General features: G+C 68.1%; 17 protein-coding genes. 8 read left to right on the top strand and 9 right to left on the bottom strand.

Features of this window, described 5'->3' with window-relative positions:
* Nucleotides 1–69 precede the first annotated feature (69 nt).
* Nucleotides 70–579: an RDD family protein gene (locus ACAV_RS22625; protein ID WP_013596898.1), complete on the bottom strand. Its 510-nt coding sequence runs from the start codon at nucleotides 577–579 to the stop codon at nucleotides 70–72.
* A 200-nt stretch (nucleotides 580–779) separates the two neighbouring features.
* Here ACAV_RS22625 and ACAV_RS22630 point away from each other — a divergent pair, with 200 nt between their 5' ends.
* A complete protein-coding gene (locus ACAV_RS22630) occupies nucleotides 780–1,907 on the top strand; it encodes a Fic family protein (RefSeq protein ID WP_013596899.1) in 1,128 nt (375 codons plus the stop codon).
* Nucleotides 1,908–2,733: 826 nt separating this feature from the next.
* Here ACAV_RS22630 and ACAV_RS24810 read toward each other — a convergent pair.
* The 3 genes from ACAV_RS24810 to ACAV_RS22640 form a co-directional block, all read right to left on the bottom strand.
* Nucleotides 2,734–3,723, bottom strand: coding sequence for a hypothetical protein (locus tag ACAV_RS24810; protein ID WP_013596900.1), 990 nt, complete (start codon nucleotides 3,721–3,723; stop codon nucleotides 2,734–2,736).
* Between the two features lie 827 nt (nucleotides 3,724–4,550).
* Nucleotides 4,551–4,778 (bottom strand): hypothetical protein, encoded by a 228-nt coding sequence (locus ACAV_RS22635; RefSeq protein WP_013596901.1) that lies wholly within the window; start codon nucleotides 4,776–4,778, stop codon nucleotides 4,551–4,553.
* Nucleotides 4,775–7,723 carry a DNA topoisomerase III gene (locus tag ACAV_RS22640; protein WP_013596902.1) on the bottom strand — a complete coding sequence of 983 codons (2,949 nt, stop codon included), beginning with the start codon at nucleotides 7,721–7,723 and terminating at the stop codon, nucleotides 4,775–4,777. The genes ACAV_RS22635 and ACAV_RS22640 overlap by 4 nt, the downstream gene beginning before the upstream one ends.
* A 115-nt stretch (nucleotides 7,724–7,838) precedes the next feature.
* Here ACAV_RS22640 and ACAV_RS22645 point away from each other — a divergent pair, with 115 nt between their 5' ends.
* Genes ACAV_RS22645 through ACAV_RS22655 form a run of 3 tightly spaced genes read left to right on the top strand, consistent with a single transcriptional unit; the run spans nucleotide 7,839 to nucleotide 10,000 of the window.
* On the top strand, nucleotides 7,839–8,393 hold the full coding sequence (locus ACAV_RS22645) for an SET domain-containing protein (RefSeq protein ID WP_013596903.1): 555 nt from the start codon (nucleotides 7,839–7,841) through the stop codon (nucleotides 8,391–8,393).
* On the top strand, nucleotides 8,390–9,241 hold the full coding sequence (locus ACAV_RS22650; RefSeq protein ID WP_013596904.1) for a biotin--[acetyl-CoA-carboxylase] ligase: 852 nt from the start codon (nucleotides 8,390–8,392) through the stop codon (nucleotides 9,239–9,241). Before ACAV_RS22645 ends, ACAV_RS22650 begins: the two co-directional genes overlap by 4 nt.
* A gap of 15 nt (nucleotides 9,242–9,256) precedes the next feature.
* A complete protein-coding gene (locus tag ACAV_RS22655) occupies nucleotides 9,257–10,000 on the top strand; it encodes a hypothetical protein (RefSeq protein ID WP_013596905.1) in 744 nt (247 codons plus the stop codon).
* On the opposite strand, the gene xopAC is transcribed toward ACAV_RS22655, so the two are convergent.
* The 4 genes from xopAC to ACAV_RS22675 form a co-directional block, all read right to left on the bottom strand.
* Complete coding sequence (gene xopAC, locus ACAV_RS22660; RefSeq protein WP_353611307.1) at nucleotides 9,997–11,421, bottom strand: XopAC/AvrAC family type III secretion system effector; 1,425 nt, start codon at nucleotides 11,419–11,421, stop codon at nucleotides 9,997–9,999. The two genes, ACAV_RS22655 and xopAC, sit on opposite strands and share 4 nt — an antisense overlap.
* 257 nt (nucleotides 11,422–11,678) lie before the next feature.
* Nucleotides 11,679–13,178: a leucine-rich repeat domain-containing protein gene (locus ACAV_RS22665; protein ID WP_013596907.1), complete on the bottom strand. Its 1,500-nt coding sequence runs from the start codon at nucleotides 13,176–13,178 to the stop codon at nucleotides 11,679–11,681.
* Between the two features lie 140 nt (nucleotides 13,179–13,318).
* Nucleotides 13,319–14,206, bottom strand: coding sequence for an N-formylglutamate amidohydrolase (locus ACAV_RS22670; protein ID WP_013596908.1), 888 nt, complete (start codon nucleotides 14,204–14,206; stop codon nucleotides 13,319–13,321).
* 21 nt (nucleotides 14,207–14,227) lie between these two features.
* A complete protein-coding gene (locus ACAV_RS22675) occupies nucleotides 14,228–15,196 on the bottom strand; it encodes a tripartite tricarboxylate transporter substrate-binding protein (protein WP_013596909.1) in 969 nt (322 codons plus the stop codon).
* A gap of 121 nt (nucleotides 15,197–15,317) precedes the next feature.
* Between ACAV_RS22675 and ACAV_RS22680 the strand changes: the two genes are divergently transcribed.
* A complete protein-coding gene (locus ACAV_RS22680; RefSeq protein WP_013596910.1) occupies nucleotides 15,318–16,244 on the top strand; it encodes a LysR substrate-binding domain-containing protein in 927 nt (308 codons plus the stop codon).
* Between the two features lie 9 nt (nucleotides 16,245–16,253).
* On the opposite strand, the gene ACAV_RS22685 is transcribed toward ACAV_RS22680, so the two are convergent.
* A complete protein-coding gene (locus ACAV_RS22685) occupies nucleotides 16,254–16,994 on the bottom strand; it encodes a Crp/Fnr family transcriptional regulator (RefSeq protein WP_013596911.1) in 741 nt (246 codons plus the stop codon).
* An 87-nt stretch (nucleotides 16,995–17,081) separates the two neighbouring features.
* Between ACAV_RS22685 and ACAV_RS22690 the strand changes: the two genes are divergently transcribed.
* The 3 genes from ACAV_RS22690 to ACAV_RS22700 all read left to right on the top strand — a co-directional run bounded on the left by ACAV_RS22690 (nucleotide 17,082) and on the right by ACAV_RS22700 (nucleotide 19,819).
* Nucleotides 17,082–18,761, top strand: a complete 1,680-nt coding sequence (locus tag ACAV_RS22690; RefSeq protein ID WP_013596912.1) for an adenylate/guanylate cyclase domain-containing protein — start codon at nucleotides 17,082–17,084, stop codon at nucleotides 18,759–18,761.
* Nucleotides 18,762–18,894: 133 nt separating this feature from the next.
* Entirely contained in the window at nucleotides 18,895–19,248 is a 354-nt protein-coding gene (locus tag ACAV_RS22695) for a DUF4148 domain-containing protein (protein ID WP_013596913.1), read from the top strand.
* A 205-nt stretch (nucleotides 19,249–19,453) separates the two neighbouring features.
* Complete coding sequence (locus tag ACAV_RS22700) at nucleotides 19,454–19,819, top strand: DUF4148 domain-containing protein (protein WP_013596914.1); 366 nt, start codon at nucleotides 19,454–19,456, stop codon at nucleotides 19,817–19,819.
* The last annotated feature ends 33 nt before the right edge of the window (nucleotides 19,820–19,852 follow it).

Here is a 19,852-nt window from a genome sequence, read left to right on the forward strand (position 1 = left end):
TGCGGCTATTTCGCGAAGCGAAGGGGATAAACAGGAAGTCTGAACGCACGGTCTCGCTCACTCACGCTCCTAATACCGGCCCTTGGCGAACAGCACCGCCTCGGACTTGCGCTGCTTCGGCCGCACCACCACCGTGCCCGCCAGCTTGTCGTGCCAGCCCTGCTTGCGCCGGTCGAACGCCACCCACACGAAGCCCAGGCACAGCGGGATCGCCGACACGAAATACGCCAGGTAGCGTCCCACCGCCTGCCCGGGCGTCATCGGCCGGCCCGTCTCCGCATCCACCACGCGGGCGCCGATGTTCATCTTGCCGGGCGTGGCCTGCCGCCAGAACCAGAACAGCAGCACCACCACCGCCGGCAGCACCCAGGAGATCAGGAAATCCGCCGGCCCCGCGACCAGCCGCTCCGTCTGCTTGAAATAGTCCCAGCCATAGACCGCCGCCAGCAGCGGCACGGTGACGACGAGCAGCAGCACCGTGTCGAGCAGCGTCGCGCCCAGGCGGGCCCAGAAGCCGACGTATTCGAGGCCGGAAGGATCGTCGCGGTCGTCCGGGGGAGCACTCACGGGAAGGGTCATGGCATCGCTCGCTGGATGGCTGGATGGATGGATGGAGGGGCCCACGGTCGGGCCGGGTTCGGTGCCGGATTCTCGCGCAGGATCCTGGGACGACAGCGGGGGGCGCTTCGCCCATGCAGCGTCCGGTTCGCGTGGTCGCGGAACCGTGCCGGCGTTTATTCGCCGCAGATTCTGCGGCGAATAAACGCCATAATCACCGCATGTGGCCCGACAACTCCCCTCGCCGCCGTACCTATGTCTGGCAGCGCCCCGACTGGCCGCAGTGGCGCTTCGACGCATTGGCGCTCGCCGCGCCCCTGGCGGAGGTGCACCGCGCCCAGGGCCACCTGGCCGGACGCATGGCCGGGGTGGGACTGGCGCAACGCGACCAGGCCACATTGCGCGCCCTGACCCAGGAAGTCGTCACGACCAGCGCCATCGAGGGCGAATCCCTGGACCTGGACGCCGTGCGCTCGTCCATCGCGCGCCGCCTGGGGGTGAGCATCGGCGCGCTGGCCCCGTCCGACCGGCATGTGGACGGCGTGGTGGACATGGTACTGGACGCCACCCAGCGCTTTGCCGAGCCGCTGACCGCGGAACGCCTCTTCGGGTGGCATGCCGCGCTGTTCCCCACGGGCTACAGCGGCCGGTTGCGCATCCGCACCGGCGCCTGGCGCGACGATGCGGCAGGGCCCATGCAGGTGGTCTCGGGCCCCATCGGCCGCGAGAAGGTGCATTACGAAGCGCCGCCCGCCACGGCGCTGGACGCAGAAACCGCTGCCTTCCTGCAGTGGTTCAATGCGCCGCCGGCAGGCGACCCCATCGTGCATGCCGGGCTGGCGCACCTGTGGCTGGTCACGCTGCACCCCTTCGACGACGGCAACGGCCGCATCAGCCGCGCCGTAGGCGACATGGCCCTGGCCTGCGCCGAGGGCAGCGCCCAGCGCTTCTACAGCCTGAGCGCGCAGATCCAGCGCGAACGCAAGCGCTACTACGAACAACTGGAAGCCACGCAGCGCGGCACGCTCGACGTCACGCCCTGGCTGGCCTGGTTCCTGGGCTGCCTGCTGCGCGCCGTGCAGGGCGCCGACGACCTGGTGGCGGATGTGCTGGCCAAGGCGCAGTTCTGGCAGCGCTGGGCGGATGTGCCCATGAACGTGCGGCAGACGCTGGTGCTGAACCGTGTGCTGGATGGGATGGAGGGGAAGCTGAGCAACGCCCGGTGGGCGGCCATTGCCAAATGCTCGTCGGATACTGCGCTGCGCGATATCACCGATCTGCTGGGCAAGGGCGTGTTGGTGCGGGTGGAGGGTGGGGGAAGGAATGTGGCCTATGCGTTAGTCCAGTGAAGTCCCGCGCTTGTAACGTCGGGCGTTATCGTTCGACGAGGCGCAACAGCAGAAGACGCTAGCAAGGCGACGTGGCCAACAACACACGAAGTCTGTTCTGCCCGGAGCGTGGAATGGCCGTCAAAGAACTTGGCAAAGAGGTTGGCAATTCACCAAAAAATCTTTTGCTTTCATATATTTAGACGCGAATCGATCTTGGCGAAACAGTCGGATGTACACGCGCTGCTGGTCGACGTTCACAGCCTGCACCGTGGCGACCTGTACGGCGGCAAGCTGAGCGAGCAAGCTCTGATCGCGCGGGTCCACTAAGTGCGGGACACCTGCCTGGACCAAGTCCGCTTCATGGCAGGTCTGTTGGACTTCGAGGCCATCAAGAACCGGATCGAAGCCTGCCCGGCCCACGAAGTCATCTCAAACAAGGCGTCCGCCAAGCGGCCCTCGCGGCCTGCACTACATAGTCCTGAGTGGCAAAGAAATGCTGCGCGGTGAATTCAAGGCCATGCTCGAGATGAGCGACCAGAGCGCCGCCGATGCGCTGGGTGCGCTGGTCAAACGCGGGCTGCTCAATTCGGACTCATCGCAAACAAGATGCACCTTGCCAGCCGTAGCATGCGCTGCACTTCAGGTTTGAGACCGCCTGGTTATTTTTGAATCGCATTTACCAAATGGAATTTGCACCTCGCACCCATATTCTGTACGCTATTTGGAGCCTCTCAAAACCCCGACATCGGGCACTCAGTGCTCTTATAAATCAACGAGTCACGACGCTTCAATTTGCGAATTCGGAGGTTTTGAGAGGTCCCCTATTGTATTAACAAATAATTATTCAACCAATTGCGAGCTTAACACACAGCCAAGTTGATAGAATATTTAGTGCAACTGATAATGCCGGGGTCAAAATGAATTTGAGAAAATTTAAATTATTATCTTGACGAACTTCTTTGGCCAAAGACTCGTCCCCCTTTGTCAATTTTATAAGTGATACTGGAAAAATTCTCGAGATAGCAATGGCCATATAATGCCCGACATCAACAAATATCTTGTTAATCAAAAGCGAGCCGACTACGGTGAGAGTGATAAATTTTACCGAATCACCAAAACTTTCTGCTTGCCGTGAAAAATAGTACGCAGTAGATATTGCAAAAATAACAACTGCGATTGTAGATAGTATCGATGCGAAATGGTGCTTGCTCCTCTTTAGAATATTAATAATTTTTCGCTCTTGATTTGACTCAAGAGAGTCAAACCAATCTTTTATAGTAATTTGAAAATTCCGAGCAACACTGTAATCAATGAATCTAATTTCTGACTCGCCAGTCACATCCGAAAGCATTTCAAAAAATATATGATTTTTAAACCTGCTTTCTTTCTTCAGCGTTTTTATATGCGCGGCTCGAGATCCAAGTGATATTGTAATTTTATAGGATTGTGGTTTTTGTGATTGTGGCAGGAGGATCAAGAAGCTGTACTCAATAATAAGACGATCAGTGGGCGACGGCACACTCTTGTCATAAATCGAAAACCTTTCAAAGCTGCTAAAATTTTGTCGTTGATTGTTTTGGTGATAAATAGTAAGACTGCAGTTGCTGGCAATAATATTGTACTGCTCAGTTAATTGGAATATTTTTGCATTTAGCTGATATAAATCGTCGTAGCCAACTTCGTGATTGACATTATATTGGTTATCAAGCGACTCCTCTTTGCCAGTCAGCTCTGCATAAATTTCTTGCACGATTTTCATGCTTACAAGCTCACCATTCCCTAAGCTAACCTTCGGGACTTCATTTGATCCGTGGTTTGAGACGATGCTATTCATTTTTAACCAATCCAAGAGGGGTTAGATTTAGACGACAGATGTTTATCCGAAATTTTTCTACGGAAGTGACTCTGCTTAGTTTAAGATTAAGCAAATTTTTAGCGCCGCCGCCAAAGCTGCCCTCCTGTTAAGGCAGGTTTCAGAAAGCAGTCAATATCAGAACAATTGCTCATGGCTTTCATGAAAGACAAGGATGCAGGAGTGATTTGACCTGGATTCGTCTAACCATTTTTTGGACGCAGTGCGATAGTTTCTTTTGCTCCAAGGTGGTAGCGCACTCCTCCATATCCGTGTAATAGCGGCACAACAACGCCATACCGCCTTTGCATAGCTCAATCCCGCACTTACTGCAGGGTGATCATCATCCCCTCGGGGCTGATCACTTGGCGCAATCGCTAAGTACTTACACGTGGCAGTGCGGAGGGGGAATTGGCGCCAGTCCTCTGCTTTCAGGAGTAGCGCGCCCCGACACGAGTGCAGCATCGCGAAGTCGGGCCGTGTCTGCTTTGGCCCGGCGGGCGCATCCCGCCAAAGCAAATAGTCTTCTCCGCGTTTCCGTTCCAGCCGCGTGGCCAGCCGGCGATCTTCGGACGCCATGCGTGCAGCGCACTCGCCCAAGGCTGGGATCCATGTCTCCATGCCTTCTCCGCTCCCATAGTTGTTTCATTCCGAAACACCTTATAAGGGCGGATGCTTATTCGTTCCTGACGAAAACCCGCGGTGGATGTTGATAAGGTTGCGTACACACCGTAACGCAACCGTAGGGCGTAACTGCGAGGGAAATTCACGGCACCGGTGCCGGCCAAGCCGGCCGGAGGCCGGCTGCCTCAGCGCGAGGACCGCACAGCCCCCACACCGGTATCAATGGTGCCGAACACCGTGACACCGCTCTCGCCCGCCTGGGCGCCGGTGCCCGTGGCCGGGTCGTTGGCGGGCCGGGAGGCCACCGTGCCGCAGCCCGCCAGGGCCGCCGATGCCGCCAGCAGGGCGGCCGCCGCCCAGGCACGCGGGGGGGCGGAGGCATGACGGGGGGTTGCGGTATCGCGCGGGGTCATTCGCTGTCTCCTTGCAGGTGCTTGCCCAGGATGCCCGCCAGCTCGAACATGCCGGCCGATTCCTTGCCGAACACCTCGCGCAGCTTGGCGTCGGCATTGATGGTGCGCTTGTCCTTGGGGTCCTGCAGATTGTGGGCCTTGATGTATTCCCACATCTTCTTCACTGCTTCGGGCCGGCCGACCGGCTCCGGGCCGATCACCGCGGCCAGGGCGGCGCTCGGCGGCTTGCCGGCTGCGGTCTTGCGCGGGGCCTTGGCGGCAGTGCTGGACTTCTTCGCCGCGGCCTTGGCAGCGGGCTTGGCGGCCTTCTTGGCGGCGGCCGCGGTGCCCGCCTTCGCCGCACCGGCAGCCGCGCCGGCCTTGCCGGCGAACTTGCGCGGCGGGAACTTGCTCTCGCGCGGCTCGAACTCGAAGTTCACCTTGCCGGCTTCCTTGTCCCAGGCCAGGAAGGCCTTGAAGTTGCGGCGCGTGCGCATGCTCACGAACTTGTCGAGCAGGTCGGTCTTGCCGGTGGCGAGCAGCTTGGCCATCTGCTCGCGCTCCACGGGCTGCTGCAGGATGACCTTGCCGCTCTTGAAGGTGCAGCTGGGCGTGGGCTGGGCGGCGGTGGGCACAGCCTTGCTGCACACGTAGTTGCTGCCGTGCTCGTGCACGGGCGCACCGCAGATGGGGCACGGGCCCAGCGGTTCGTCGGTGAACTCGACCAGTTCGCCCGACGCCTCGCCCGCGCGGTCGTCGCCGAAGTCGAATTCCAGCTTGAAATTGCCGGCCTCTTCGTCGCGCACGATGGTGACCTCGGCCGTGAACGGCCAGCCGGCCTTGGAGCGGAAGCCCTCCAGCGGGCCGATGCGGCGCTCGCGCAGCAGGGCCTCGGCCTCGGCGGGCTCGAAGGTGCGGCCCGCGGGCGACTTGGTGAACGAGAAGCCGCAGCCGTCGCCGCGCCCGTCGGCGCCCGTGCAGGCATAGCGCCGGTAATTCTCCTTGACCACGCCGCCGCAGTTGGGGCACGGGGTGGAGAGCGTCGCGTAGTTGCCGGGGATGGTGTCGCGGTCGTATTCCTTGGCCTTCTTCACCATGCGCTCGGTCATGGCGGCGATCTGCTGCATGAAGGCCTCGCGGCTGAGCTGGCCCTTCTCCATCTGGGCGAGCTTGTATTCCCACTCGCCCGTGAGTTCGGCGCGCGAGAGTTCTTCCACGCCCAGGCCGCGCAGTAGCGTCATGAGCTGGAAGGCCTTGGCCGTCGGGATGAGCTCGCGGCCCTCGCGCAGCATGTACTTTTCAGTGAGCAGGCCTTCGATGATGGCGGCGCGCGTGGCCGGAGTGCCCAGGCCCTTCTCCTGCATGGCCGAGCGCAGTTCTTCGTCTTCCACCTGCTTGCCGGCGCTTTCCATGGCGCCCAGCAGCGTGGCTTCGGAGTAGCGGGCCGGCGGCTTGGTCTTCAGGGCCTTGGCCTCGGCGTATTCGGTGTGCGTCATCTCGCCGGGCTTGACGGGCACCAGCGGCTGGCCCTTGTCGCCGGCCTTGCCGTCCTCGACCTCGTTGGCGGCTTCCTTGCCATAGATGGCCAGCCAGCCGGGCTTGACCAGCACCTTGCCCTCGGTCTTGAACGAATGCCCCACCACCTGGCTGATGCGGGTGGTGACCATGTATTCGGCGCTCGGGAAGAACACGGCCATGAAGCGGCGCACCACCAGGTCGTAGAGCTTCTGCTCGGCCTCGGAGAGGCCGCTGGGCGCCTGCGTGGTCGGGATGATGGCGAAGTGATCGCTCACCTTGGCATTGTCGAAGATGCGCTTGCTCGGGCGCACGTAGTTCTCGTCCAGCGCCTGCCGGGCATAAGGCGCGAGGTGGCGCATGCCGCTTGTGGCCAGCATGCCGAAGGTGTCCTTCGCCACCGGCAGGTAGTCTTCCGGCAGGGCGCGGGAGTCGGTACGCGGGTAGGTCAGGGCCTTGTGGCGCTCGTACAGGCTCTGCGCCAGTGCCAGCGTGGTCTTGGCCGAGAAGCCGAACTTGCCGTTGGCCTCGCGCTGCAGGCTGGTCAGGTCGAACAGCAGGGGCGAGGCCTGGGTGGTGGGCTTGCTTTCTTCGGTGACGGTGGCGGCCTTGCCGCGCACGGCGTCGGCGATCTCGCGGGCGCGCTCGAAGCTCCAGACGCGGTCGGCGCGGGCTTCGGGGTCGTCGGCGACCTTCTTCCACTGCGGGTCGAACCACTTGCCGAGGTATTCGCCGGCCTCGGCATGGAAGCCGGCGTGGATTTCCCAGTAGTCGCGGCTGACGAACTGGCGGATCTTCTCCTCGCGCTCGACGACGAGCGAGAGCGTGGGCGTCTGCACGCGGCCCACGGTGGTGAGGAAGAAGCCCCCGTCGCGCGAGTTGAAGGCCGTCATGGCGCGCGTGCCGTTGATGCCCACGAGCCAGTCGGCCTCGGAGCGGCTGCGCGCGGCGCTGGCCAGGCCCTGCATCTGCTGGTCGGAGCGCAGGTTGCCGAAGCCGTCGCGGATGGCCTGCGGGGTCATGGACTGCAGCCAGAGGCGCCGCACGGGCTTGTTCAGGCCGCCCTTGGCGCCGCCCGCGTACTGCTCGATGAGGCGGAAGATCAGTTCGCCCTCGCGCCCCGCGTCACAGGCGTTGACGAGTTCGGTCACGTCCTTGCGGCGGGCGAGCTTGACCACCGCGTTCAGGCGGCTCTTGGTCTTGTCCACCGGCTTCAGGTCGAAGTACGGCGGGATCACCGGCAGGTGGGCGAAGCTCCACTTGCCGCGCTTGACGTCGAATTCCTCGGGCGCCTGGATCTCGACCAGGTGGCCCACCGCGCTCGTGACGACGTAGCGGTCGTTCTCGAAGTGGTCCTCGTGCTTGTCGAACTTGCCGGCCACGGGGGTGAGCGCGCGCACGATGTCCTGCGCCACCGACGGTTTTTCTGCGATTACCAGGGTCTTGGTCATTTTCTGTGGGGTCGGCCCCGGAGGGCGCTTCTACAATTCCGGTCTCTCGCGCGTACACGCGCATGCACACGCGCGCCTGCGCATGTGTGCCTATTCAAACTAACAGAGTTTCGCCATGCCCCGAACCGCCACGCCCGCCGCCGACCCTTCCGCCGCCAGGGGCGGCCGCCGCATCCAGGTGCGGCGCTCGGGCGTGCACGGCAAGGGCGTGTTCGCGGTGCAGGATATCGCCGAAGGCGAAGTGCTGATCGAATACACGGGCGAGATCATCAGCTGGCAGGAGGCCCAGGACCGCCACCCGCACGATCCGCTGCAGCCGAACCATACCTTTTATTTCCATGTGGATGAAGACCGCGTCATCGATGCCAACCATGGCGGAAATGCATCGCGCTGGATCAACCACAGCTGCGCGCCCAACTGCTACGCCGACGAACGCGACGGCCGCATCTTCATCACCGCGCTGCGCAACATCCATGCGGGCGAGGAGCTGAACTACGACTACGGCCTGATCATCGACGAGCGCTACACCCCCAAGCTCAAGGCCGAGTACCCCTGCTTTTGCGGCAGCGCCAGCTGCCGCGGCACGCTGCTGGCGCCCAAGCGCGGCTGGGCGCCGCCGGGGCCCTCCGCGCCGCCGCCCAAGGCCGGCCGCAAGGGCGCACGCCGATGACCGGCACGGCGCAGCCGCTGCGCTGGCCCGCCGAGGCGGTGTGGGAGGCCGTGGCCCCGCTGCTGCCGGGCTTCACCGTCGAAGTGCTGCCGAGCATCGATTCCACCAACACCGAACTCATGCGCCGTGCGCGCGCAGGCCAATGCGAGCCCACGCTGCTCGTGGCCGAGGTACAGACGGCCGGGCGCGGGCGCCTGGGCCGCGCCTGGCAGAACGCCGCGGGCGATTCGCTCATGTTCTCGCTGGGCCTGCCGCTCGCGCCGGCGGACTGGTCCGGGCTGTCGCTGGCCGTGGGGGTCTCCATCGCCGAGAGCCTGCAGCCGGTGCCCCGGGCCGGCCAGCCCCGCCTGGGCCTGAAATGGCCCAACGACCTCTGGCTGGACGATGGCCGCAAGCTGGGCGGCATCCTGGTGGAAACCGCCAGCCTCGTGGGCGCTGCCGGCGCCTGGGGTGGCGGCCGGCCGGACCGCGCCGCGCGCTACGTGGTGGCCGGGGTGGGCATCAACGTGCGGCCTCCGCCGGCCGAGGGCCTGTCCACGCCGCCCGGCAGCCTGCAGGAGATCGACGCCCGGCTCGACGCCCCCGCGGCACTGCTGCGCACCGTGCCGCCGCTGGTCGCGATGCTGCAGTCGTTCGAGGCCCATGGATTCGCACCGGTGCAGCCGCGCTTCCTGCAGCGCGACGTGCTGCGCGACCGCGACGTGGTCCTGAGCGACGGCACCGCCGGCACCGCGCAGGGCGTGGCCGCGGACGGGGCGCTGCTGGTGCGCACGGCCCAGGGCCTGCAGGCCGTGACCAGTGCAGAGATCAGCGTGCGGCCGGCCGGGCAGGCGCTGCCGCGGAACTGAAAGGAGCCGTTCACCATGCTGCGCGCCGCCGTCCTCGTCCTGCTGCTGGCCAATGCCGGCTACTACGCCTGGGCACAGGGCCTGCTGCGCGACTGGGGCCTCGCGCCGGCCGAACAGTCGGAGCCCCAGCGGCTGGAGCAGCAGATCCAGCCCGAGAACCTGCGCATCGGCCGACCGGTGTCCGGCGATGCGGCATCGGCGCCCGCGTCCCCGCCGCCGGCGGCGCCCTCTTCCTCTCCCACCCCGGCCAGCGAGGCATCCCACCCCGCCCCCGCCTCCGCGGGGCCGGCGCAGGCCGCGGCGGCCGACAGCACGGCCTGCCTGCAGGCCGGCCCGTTCGACGCGCGCCAGACCGAGGCGCTGCGCACGGCCGCCGCCGCCCTGCCCGCAAACAGCTGGAGCCTGGAACCCGTGTCGGTCGCAAGCCGGTGGATGGTGTACATGGGGCGCTTCGCCGACGAAGACGCGCTGGAGAAAAAACGCGCCGAACTGCGTGCGCGCAAGGTCGCCTACGACCGGCCGGGCCCTGCCCTGGAGCCGGGCCTGTCCCTGGGCCGCTTCTCGACCGAGGAGGCCGCCGAGCGGGCGCTGGCGGCGCTGGGCACGCAGGGCGTGCGCACGGCCCGGGTGGTGCAGGAGCGCTCGGACGCCACCGGCCATGTGCTGCGGTTGCCGGCGGCCACGCCCGCGCTGCGTGCCCAGGCCGAAACGCAGCTGCGCACGGCCCTCGCGGGCCGGCCACTGCGCAACTGCGGCTAATCTGCGGCAGCCCGGCCCGGAACTCGCGAGGCCTCCCATTGCGCCAGGCCCTCCGCCACCTGGTGCACCAGTTCCCGTGCGCCGTCCGGTGACCTGCCGTCCGAGAACATCATGGCATCGCACAGCTCGTCATCCCCCTCGGGCAGCCGCATGGGAGGCAGCCCCTGCCGCAGCAGCGCCCAATCCATCGCAAGCAAGGCAGCTGGCGCATTGCCGGCGGGCAGTGGGCGCAAGCTGACAAAGGCCCGGTAGAGCAGCGCGGCGCACTCGACGGCCGCGAGGGGATCGTCCCGGGAAAGCCGGCGCTCCAGCTGCGCGGCGATTTCCTCCATCTGGCCCCGCAACGACTGCACGGGGGGATAGCTGCGGAACGCCGCCACGGCGGGCTCGACACCGCCGCCTGCAGGCACGCGCTGGAACTCGTGCGAACGCAGGCTCGGCCCCGTCGATGGGCGGCCATTGGCAATCCAGCCCAGCTCGAGCAACGCATCCGCACTGAAAGGGCGCCCCGCCCCCACCCAGCCATCGACCAGGCGTGCGGCATCCTTCCACGACTGCGCCGTGGCCGTGCCGTCTGCGCGCTCCTGCAGGAACAACGCGAGCCGCGGCCCATCGTCGAACGCCGCGCCGGAGGCACCCTGCATGGCGGTGGCGCGGGATGCCACCGCACGCAGGCGGTCCGACAGCGCGGTGCGCTCGGCCTGGGTCCACGCGGGCGCGCGCAACAGTTGGGCCGTGAATTCGGCAGGCGTGCCCTGCAGTTTCACCCGGCAGGCACCGGGCGCAGCGCTGGGGGGCACGGCGTGCAGCCGCGGATTGTGGGACAGGTCCAGCAGTTCCAGCGCCGGCAACGCGGCCACGGCAGCCGGCAATGTGGAAAAGCGGCAGTGGGACAGCAGCAACTGCCTCAGCCGTACAGCCTGTCCGATCTCCTGCGGCAACTCGCACAGTTCGAAATTCGCGGACAGGTCCAGCGTTTCCAGATGGGGCAACGCGAACAGCGCAGCAGGAACTTCGGTGACGAAGCTGTTGCGGACGGAGATGGCACGCAGGCCGGTGCATTGAGCAAGCACCTCGGGCAGGCGGTAGAACCCGGTGTTGTCGGAAAGATCGATCGTTTCCAGATGGTCCAGCCGCCCCAGTCCGGGGGGCAGCTCCGACAGCGCAAGACCACTGAGATCCAGCGCCGTGGAGCGCTGCGCATGGGCCTGCAGGATGCGGGCGGCGGCGTCTTCCCGCTGCTCGATGAAGCTTCCCTGGTGGTTCTGCGTGCCGGATTGCCGTGAAAAGCTGCCGGCCATGCGCGACCAGAAACCGCCCTGGGGGGCCCGATGGGGGTCCGCGGCGCACCAATCACGCAGGGCCCGGCTCCACTCCCCGTGCCCGGCGTTCGGAGACCCCGCCCATCGGCCCCTGCGCAGGGCCCCCGCGCCTTCGCGCCCCGGCCCCGCATGCCGGGGCTCCAGTCCGGCCAGCCATCCAGCGCTCCTCGCCCTGGAGGCCCCGGGTTCGCTGCGCGGGCTTGATCCTCCATTCACCTGGGACGGCCCGAAGGGATAGGAGCGCGTGCGTCGCGGTTCGGCAGTCGTCGTGATGCGGGAGGGAGTCATGGCTGGTGAATCGAGAATGGAAGAACCGCGCGCGCGAGGCAGCCGCCGTCACACAGGCGCACCGTGGGCTAGTCAGCGGCGTCAACTGCGAGGCCGTGCTGCACCAGCCGCGCCACGAGCGCGTCCATGTGCCGGACGGTTTCCTGCAGCAGCTCTGCCGCCGCATCCGCTGCCGCGATGCCCGAAAACCGGAACAGGACCGCCGTGGGCAGGGCCGGGTCGTCGGGCAGCAGGACCGGCGGCAGGCCCTGCTCCTGCAGGGCCCAGTCCATGGCCGCGAGGGCCGTGGGCTCGTTGCCCTTGTGCAGCGGGCGGAGGACGACCAGGGCGCGGTAGAGCAGCACGGCACGCTCCATGGCGGACAGCGGATCGAGCGCCGCATCGGGCGCATCGCCCGCCGACAGCCAGGACTCGAGCGCCGCCAGCAGCGGCGGCAGCGCGCAGGGCGACGGCCGGCCCGCGCCGGCAGCCGCTCCGGCGCCCTGGGGGCCGGGCAGATCGTCGGCGTATTCCTGCGTGCGCAAAAGGCCCGTGCCGGACGGGCGGAAGTTGATGCGCCAACCCAGTTCCATGATCCGTGCGGTCGTCAGCGGATCCCCGTTGTCCAGCCACTCCGCGATGGCCTGGTGCGCGTCCTCGCAGGCTTCCTGCGTGCCCATGCCGTCGGTGCGCACCGCGAGCGACAGCCGGGCGCGCAGCAGGCCGACCTGGTCCGCGACACGGGGCTCCGCCCGCATCCGGGCCTGCAGCAGGGGCCACGCGCGGGCGATGGTGTCCATATGCTCCGCGAGCGTGCCGCGCTGGCGCGGCGTCAGCGGCAGGGGGCGCAGCAGGCCGGCGATGCCCTGCAGGGGCGTGCCTTCGAGCCGCAGGCGCGGGTCGTCCAGGCGCCATCCGGCGGGCAGCGCGCGCAGTTCCGCATTCTCCGAAAGGTCCAGAGTTTCCAGCCGGGGCAGCGAGACAATCTGCGGCGGCACCTCGGTGATGCCGCAGTGGCGCGCATCGATCGCCCGCAGCCCGCGGCAGCGGGCGAGCCGCTCGGGCAGCGCTCCCAGCCCCGGATTCCAGGAGATATCCAGCCGCTCCAGGATGTCCAGGGTTTCCAGGCCGGGCGGCAGGTCGGTCAGCCCCAGGCCGTGCAGGTCCAGCGCGGGGGCGCCTTCGGCATGGGCGAGCAGCAGGCGGCCCACGGCGATCTCTCGCAATTCCAGGCCGCCCTGCGCGGCGCCGAACGCAGCGTCTCCACGCTCCAGGATCCGGGCCGCGGCCGCGGCGAACTCCCGGCAGCGGCCGGCGAACGCCTCGGCCCGCTCATCGCGGACGGCGCCCCTGCTCCGCCGCGCCGAAAAAAGGCCCCGCAACCCCTCGGAGGCGCCTCCCTGCCACGGCGGCTGCCGGGCCGCATCGGCCTCGCACCAGGCCTGCAGCGCCTCGTACCAGGCGTGCAGCAGGGGCGTGCCGGGGGAGGCTGCGGCCTGGCGTGCCGCAGCGAACGCCCCCCCGCGTTCCGGGGGCATGAAGGACAGGACGGAGGCGCCGAAAGGCGCCGTGAGCAGGGGCGAGGTCATGGCAGCGGGGCGGTGAAGGACATGGAAAGCGGCTCGCCTCCAATCTAGGGGGCGCCCCCTTCCCTGCTCCGCCCCCGTACGACGCGGTGTCGCGAAATGCGAACCGCCCGCCACGACTCGCTGCGGTGCGCAGCGCCGCGTCAGCCGCCCGTGGGGCGCCGCGGATCGACCGTCAGCAGCCACTCCACGAGCGCGCGCAGGTCGGCCTGCAGGCGCGCGAAGCCCTCAGGGTGCAAGGCCAGCGTGTGCTCGTCCATGTAGAGGCGGCGGTTGATCTCCACCTGGATGCTGTGCCGGTCGCGGGCGGGGTCTCCGTACCGGCGCACGATCTCGACGCCCTTGTAGGGATGGTTGTAGTCCACCCCGTAGCCGCGCCCGCGCAGGAAGGTGCAGAGCGCCTGCGACAGCGCCGGGTCGGCGGTGGTGCCGTCGCGGTCGCCGATGACGAAGTCGGCGTGCACGAGGCCCGGATGCAGCGTGGCATGGCTGGCCGCGACGGAGGGCATCGAATGGCAGTTCAGGTGCAGGCTGTAGCCGTGCCGCGCATGCGCGGCCTCGATGGCCTGCTGCACCGCGGCATGGTAGGGCCGCCAGCAGCGCTCGATGCGCGCGCGCCCTTCGGCCACCGAGAGCGGCCGGTCATAGATGGGCAGGCCCTCGTCGGTGCATTTCCAGATGAGGCCCTTGCCGAGCCGCACCTTCTGCAGCACCGCCGGATCGGCGGTGACGGGGTCGGGCCACCCGGCATCGAAGAGCGTGGTGTCGATCTCCGTGGTGTCGCGGTTGGCGTCGAGGTAGATCCGCGGAAAATGCGCCTCCACCCATGCGACGCCGAGGGCAGGCGCGAAGGCGTAGAGCTTTTCCACATGGGTGTCTTCCGCGCGCCGCAGCACGTCCCGGGCCAGCGCGGCGCGGAAGTCGTCGGGGTAATCCGTGCCGCTGTGCGGCGAATCGAGGACCAGGGGGGTGTTGCCGGGCACCACCGATACGGCGGCGGCCACGGGGCTCATCGGCTGCGGGGCGGGCATCGGCGGGCTCCGTTCATCGGGTCAGTCGAGGTGAATCTGGGCATAGGCAGCGATTTTCCGCATCTTGGCGATCTCCTGCTCGATCTGCCGGGAGAAGTCCGCGGGCGCGGTGCCCGTGGGATAGAGGCCCTGGCCGGCGAGCCGGTCGCGCACCGCAGGCTCCTTCAGGGCGGTGCCCACGGCCTGCTGCACGCGCAGCACCGCCGCCGGCGGCGTGGCGGCCGGGGCCACCAGGCCGAACCAGGACGGCTCGTTGGCCTGCGGATGCCCCAGCTCGCCATAGGTGGGCACCTCGGGCAGCACGTCCGCGAGCCGCTGCGGCCAGGAGACGGCGAGTGCCCGCAGCCGGCCGCTCTTCACGTAGGGCAGCGCGGAGGCGACCTGGTCGAAATACACGGGCACCTGGCCGGCCAGCACGTCGTTCACCGCCGGGCCGGCGCCGCGGTAGGGAATATGCACCATGGAGGTGCCGGTGCTGATCTTGAACAGCTCGCCCCACATGTGGCCGATGGTGCCGTTGCCCGGCGATGCATAGGACACCTGGCCGGGCCGCGCCTTGAGGTAGGCCACGAACTCGCCGAAGCTGCGCACCGGCATTTCCCGCGGATTGACCACGAGGATGCCCGGCGCCTTCACGATCTCGGTAACCCCGGCGAAGTCGCGGACCGGATCGTAGGGCAGCCGCGAGAAGACGGCAGGGTTCACGCCATGCGTGGACACGGTCGCCACGCCGAAGGTCAGCCCGTCGCCCGGGGAGCGCGCCACCTCGGCCATGCCGATGGAGCCGCCCGCGCCGGCACGGTTGTCGATCACCACCGGATGGCCCAGCAGGCGCTGCAGGGGCTCCTGCAGCACGCGTCCCGCGATGTCGGTCGCGCCGCCCGGAGGAAAGGGCACGACGATGCGCATCGGCCTGCCCTCCTGCGCCCTCGCGAAATTGCCGATGAAGGGTGAGGCGGCCAGGGCCGCGAGCCAGGAACGACGCTGCATGGTTTCCTTTGAGGTTATCGATGAGATTAATGGAATAAATGCACGAATGACGCAAAGGGCGTGCCGGTTAGCATTCCGATTCGGCATACCCTCATCGCCGCACGCTCCTGAACCCTGCCCCATGCCCCTGCGCCGACTCAACCCCCCTCTGCACCTGCTGCGTACGCTTTGCACCGTGGTCCGCTGCGGCAATGTGTCGGCGGCCGCGGAGCCCCTGGGTCTCACCCAGAGCGCCGTCAGCAAGCAGATCCAGGAACTCGAGCGCTGGGTGGGCGTACCGCTGTTCGAGCGCAGCCGCCAGCGCCTGATCCTCACGCCGGCGGGCGAGCGCTACGAACTGGCGGTGCGGTCGCTGCTCGTCCGACTGGAAGCCGCCACGCTCGAGCTGGTGGCCAGCGAGTACGACGGCGGCGCCCTGCAGGTGGCAGCCCTGCCCAGTTTCTCGGCACAGTGGCTGGTGCCCCGGCTGGCGGATTTCCGGCAGCGGCATCCGCGCATCACGCTGCACCTGACACGGCAGGTCATCAATACCCTGCCTGGCCCGGAGGCGGACTGCGCCATCCTCTTCGGCGACGGCCACTGGCCCGGCATGCATGCCCACTACATCGCCGGCAACGACGTGGCGCTGATCGCTCCGCCGCCCGGAGCCGGCGGCACGGAGCACCCGCTGCCGGCGCTGCGCAGGCCCGCCGACGTCGCAGGACACACGCTGTTGCGGCACGTGTCGTCACCCGACGCCTGGGAGCACTGGGGCGAGCGCCATGGGGTGCAGAGGCTGGGCCGCTTCGACGGCCCGGTGCTCGATCTGTTCGAGAGCGTCATCCGCGGCGTCGCCATGGGCCTGGGCCTCGGCCTGGTCCCCCGCTGCCTCGTCCGCGACGCAATCGCGGCCGGCACCGTCACGGAACCGCTGCCGGACGCCGGCTTCACCAGCCGGCGGGGCTACTGGCTCTGCCATGAGGGCGGACGCCCCCAGCCCCCCGCGCTGGGCCATTTCCGCGCCTGGCTCCTGCAGCAGGCCGAACCGCCCGCGGTCCCGGCGGCCTGACCGGCGGGGTCAGCCTCCGCGCACCTCGGCCACCATGCGCTCGAGCCGCGCCAGGTCCGTCACCACGAAGGCGCGTCCCGCCTTCTCCAGCAGCCCCTGCCGCACGAGCACGCCGAGTTCGCGCGTCACCTGCTCGCGGTTGGTGCTGATGCGGCTGGCCATTTCCGCATGCGCCGGCGCCGGATCGATGCGCGCCCGGCCTGCGGCATCCGCGCCGCCCGAGGCCCGGGCCATGCGCAGCAGTTCCGCATGCAGCCGGTTCTGCACGCCCAGCGTGCTGAGATCGATCACGCGCTCCGACAACTCCCGCACCAGCACGCACAGGCCTTCCACCACGCGCTGCGCCACGGCGGGCTCCTCGGCCATCAGCCGGCGGAAGTCTTCCGGCGGCAGGCTCGCGGCCAGGGTGGGAGCCAGGGTGACCACATCGGCCGACCGCGCGCCGCCGTCCAGCGCGGCCAGCAGGCCGATGGGCTCCCCCGGGCCGCAGTCGCGGAAAGTGACCTGCCGGCCGTTGGCCGAGTAGGTGGTCACGCGCACCTGCCCGGTGAGGATGAAATACACCTCGGCTCCCGCGGCGGCGCGCGAGAACAGGCGCCGCCGCGCAGGCAGTTGCTGCCAGCGGCACTGCTGGGCGATCCGGTCCAGCCGCTGCGCATCCAGCCCCTCGAACAGCGCCACCCCCCGCAGAGCGAAACTCGAAGGAACGGGGGCGGCGGGTGAGGAACTGCGTCGGGGGGCGGACACCATGCGAAAACCACGGAAAAAGGGAAAGGGCCGGCTGACGGACACCGCCGGCCTCGGGGCATTATGCTCAGCCGCCGCGCTCCCTCACCGATGTCCCGTTCCGCCCCCGATCCCGCCGACCTCCCCGCCCGCCCGCGCCGCCGGCCCTCGGCGCGCGACCTGCGCTGGGCCAGCGGACTGACGCTGTGGCTCTACGTGGCGCTGCACCTGGCCACGCATGCCGCGGGCCTGGTATCGCTGCAGGCAGCCGAGGTGCTGCGCCGCGCGGTGCATGCCGCGTGGGCCACGGCTCCCGGCACGGTGCTGCTGTACGGCGCCTTCGCCGTGCACCTCGCCATGGCCGGCACCGCCCTCTGGCAGCGGCGCAGCTGGCGCATGCCGCCCGTCGAGGCCCTGCGCATCGCCCTGGGATTGCTGCTGCCACTGCTGCTGGTCACGCACGTGGTGGGCACACGCTGGCTGGCCAGCACCTGGGGCGTGGAGCCCTCCTACCTGCGCATCGTGCGCGCCATCTGGTCGCCCGAGTCACTGGCGCGCCAGGCGCTGCTCCTGACACTCGCCTGGCTGCATGGCTGCCTCGGCCTGCACCTGGCCATGCGCCACCGCGCGGCATGGCGCCGCCACCAGGCGCTGCTGCTGGCGGCGGCCGTGCTGCTGCCGGTGCTCGCGCTGCTGGGCACGCTGGCCATGGGCCGGGAAATCGCCTGGACCGCGCAAGCCGTGCGCGCACCCGGACCGCCGCGCCCGGCCGCGGAGGCCGCGCGCGCCCTGGGCGAGGGCCTGCAGCTCGGCTGGCTGATGGCGCTGGCAGCCCTCGTGGCGTTCCGGTTCGCGGCGGGTGCGCTGCGCCGCCTGCGCGGCGAAGGCTGCGTGACGCTGCAATACCCTGGCCGCACCGTGCAGGTGGCCCGGGGCACCAGCGTGCTGGAAGCCAGCCGCCTGCATGGCATCCCGCACCTGTCCCTGTGCGGGGGACGGGCGCGCTGCTCCACCTGCCGCGTGCGAGTGGAAGCGGAAGACGGCGCCCTGCCCCCGCCCGGGCGTGATGAACTGCGCACGCTGCAGCGCGTGAACGCACCGGAGGGCGTGCGCCTGGCCTGCCAGCTGCGGCCGCAGGGCCGGGTGCGCGTCACGCCGCTCTTCCAGCCCGGGGCCGGCCCGGCGGCCGCACGGCTGGGCAGCGAGCGCCAGGTTGCCGTACTGTTCGTGGACCTGCGCCGCTGGTCGGGGCTGGCGGAACGCCAATGGCCCTTCGATCTTGCCTGGGTGCTGGACCAGTATTTCGAGCGCGTGGGCAGCGCGGTGCGCGAGTCCGGGGGGCTGCCCAACCAGTTCATCGGCGACAGCGTGATGGCCCTCTTCGGGCTGGACTGCGACCTTCCCACGGCCTGCCGCCAGGCCCTGGCGGCCGCCGCGGCCATCGAGGAACGCATGGAGGCGTGGAACGAAGCCTTCCGGGGGCAATTCGGCCACGCGCTGGATTTCGGCATGGGACTGCATGCGGGCGCCGTCGCCGTCGGACAGGTGGGTTTCGAGGACACGACCACCTTCACGGCCGTGGGCGAGGTAGTGAACACCGCGAGCCGGCTGCAGGACCACTCCAAGGTGGTGGGCGCGCGGCTCGTGCTCTCGGCGGACGTGGCGCGCCTGGCAGGCATGCAGGACCAGCTCGGCATACCCGGCGCGATCACCGTGCGGGGGCGCTCGCGGCCCCTCGATGTGCTGCACGTGGCGCGGCCGTCGTCCCTGCGCATGCCCTCCGCCGGCTGAGCCTCCGCTGCGGCCATCTGACGCAAGCTGTGCGCTTTCGCACAGACCTGGACGGGGTCGAGGGGACACACTTGCCTCCATGCCGCAACGCAACAACGCAACGCGGCGATGACCCAACCGAAAGGAAACCATCATGAACGCACGCCGTCCCTCCGCCCTCATCCTCGCCCTGGCCGCACTCGCTTTCGCCGGCGCCGCATCGGCCGCACCCGCTTCGCAGGAAGAATGGTTCGGCGCCGAGCCCGCCGCGCAGGGCAAGCCGCTGTCGCGCGCCGAAGTGGCCGCCGACCTCGCTTTGTGGAATCGTGCCGGCCTGCGCGGCATGAGCCAGGGCGACCACAGCTTCATCGCGGACTCCGCCAACGAGCAGCGCCTGGCCGAGTACCGTCGCCTGCGCAGCGGCCCAGAATACCTGGCCGAAGTGCGCCGCCAGGGCGGAGAAGCAAGCACCGTGGCGGGCCAGGGCACTGCCACCGGCGGCAACTGAGCGACACCCTCCGTTGCGTCTGAAACCACCTGTTCTCCCACGCTGCGGAACTCCCGGTAGCACAGGCCGGTCGGACACAGACCTACACGAATCCGTGCGTTTTCGCACATGCAGCGGCAGGGATGAGGCGCAAACTTCGTCCCATGCAGAACGCAATCCGGCGCGCTGCACATTGTTCCCCTTGTCGAAGAAAGGACTCATCGCCATGAATCGCAAGCATCTCATCGCCATCGCCACCATCGCCTTCGCAGGTGCCACCGCCGCCACGGCAGCCCCCTTGTCCCAGGAGGAATGGGCCGGCCCCACCCCGGTGGCCGCGCAGTCCAGCCAGCAGCCCCTGTCGCGCGCTGAAGTGATCGCCGATGCCAACCTGTGGCGCCGCGCCGGCCTGGACAAGTTCCAGGAAGGTGAACGCTCCCTGGCCAGCGACCCCGTGTACCAGGAGCGCCTGGCCGAGTACCAGCGTCTGCGCAGCGGCCCCGAGTACGTCGCCGAAGTTCGCCGTCTGGGCGGTGACGTGAGCGCCGTGGCCAGCATGTACGAGCACGGCACCGTGCCGATGACGAACTGATGACCACGCCCTTGCCCACGGCTCCTGGTTCCG

It is taken from the genome of Paracidovorax avenae ATCC 19860, from assembly GCF_000176855.2.
Lineage (GTDB): Bacteria > Pseudomonadota > Gammaproteobacteria > Burkholderiales > Burkholderiaceae_C > Paracidovorax > Paracidovorax avenae.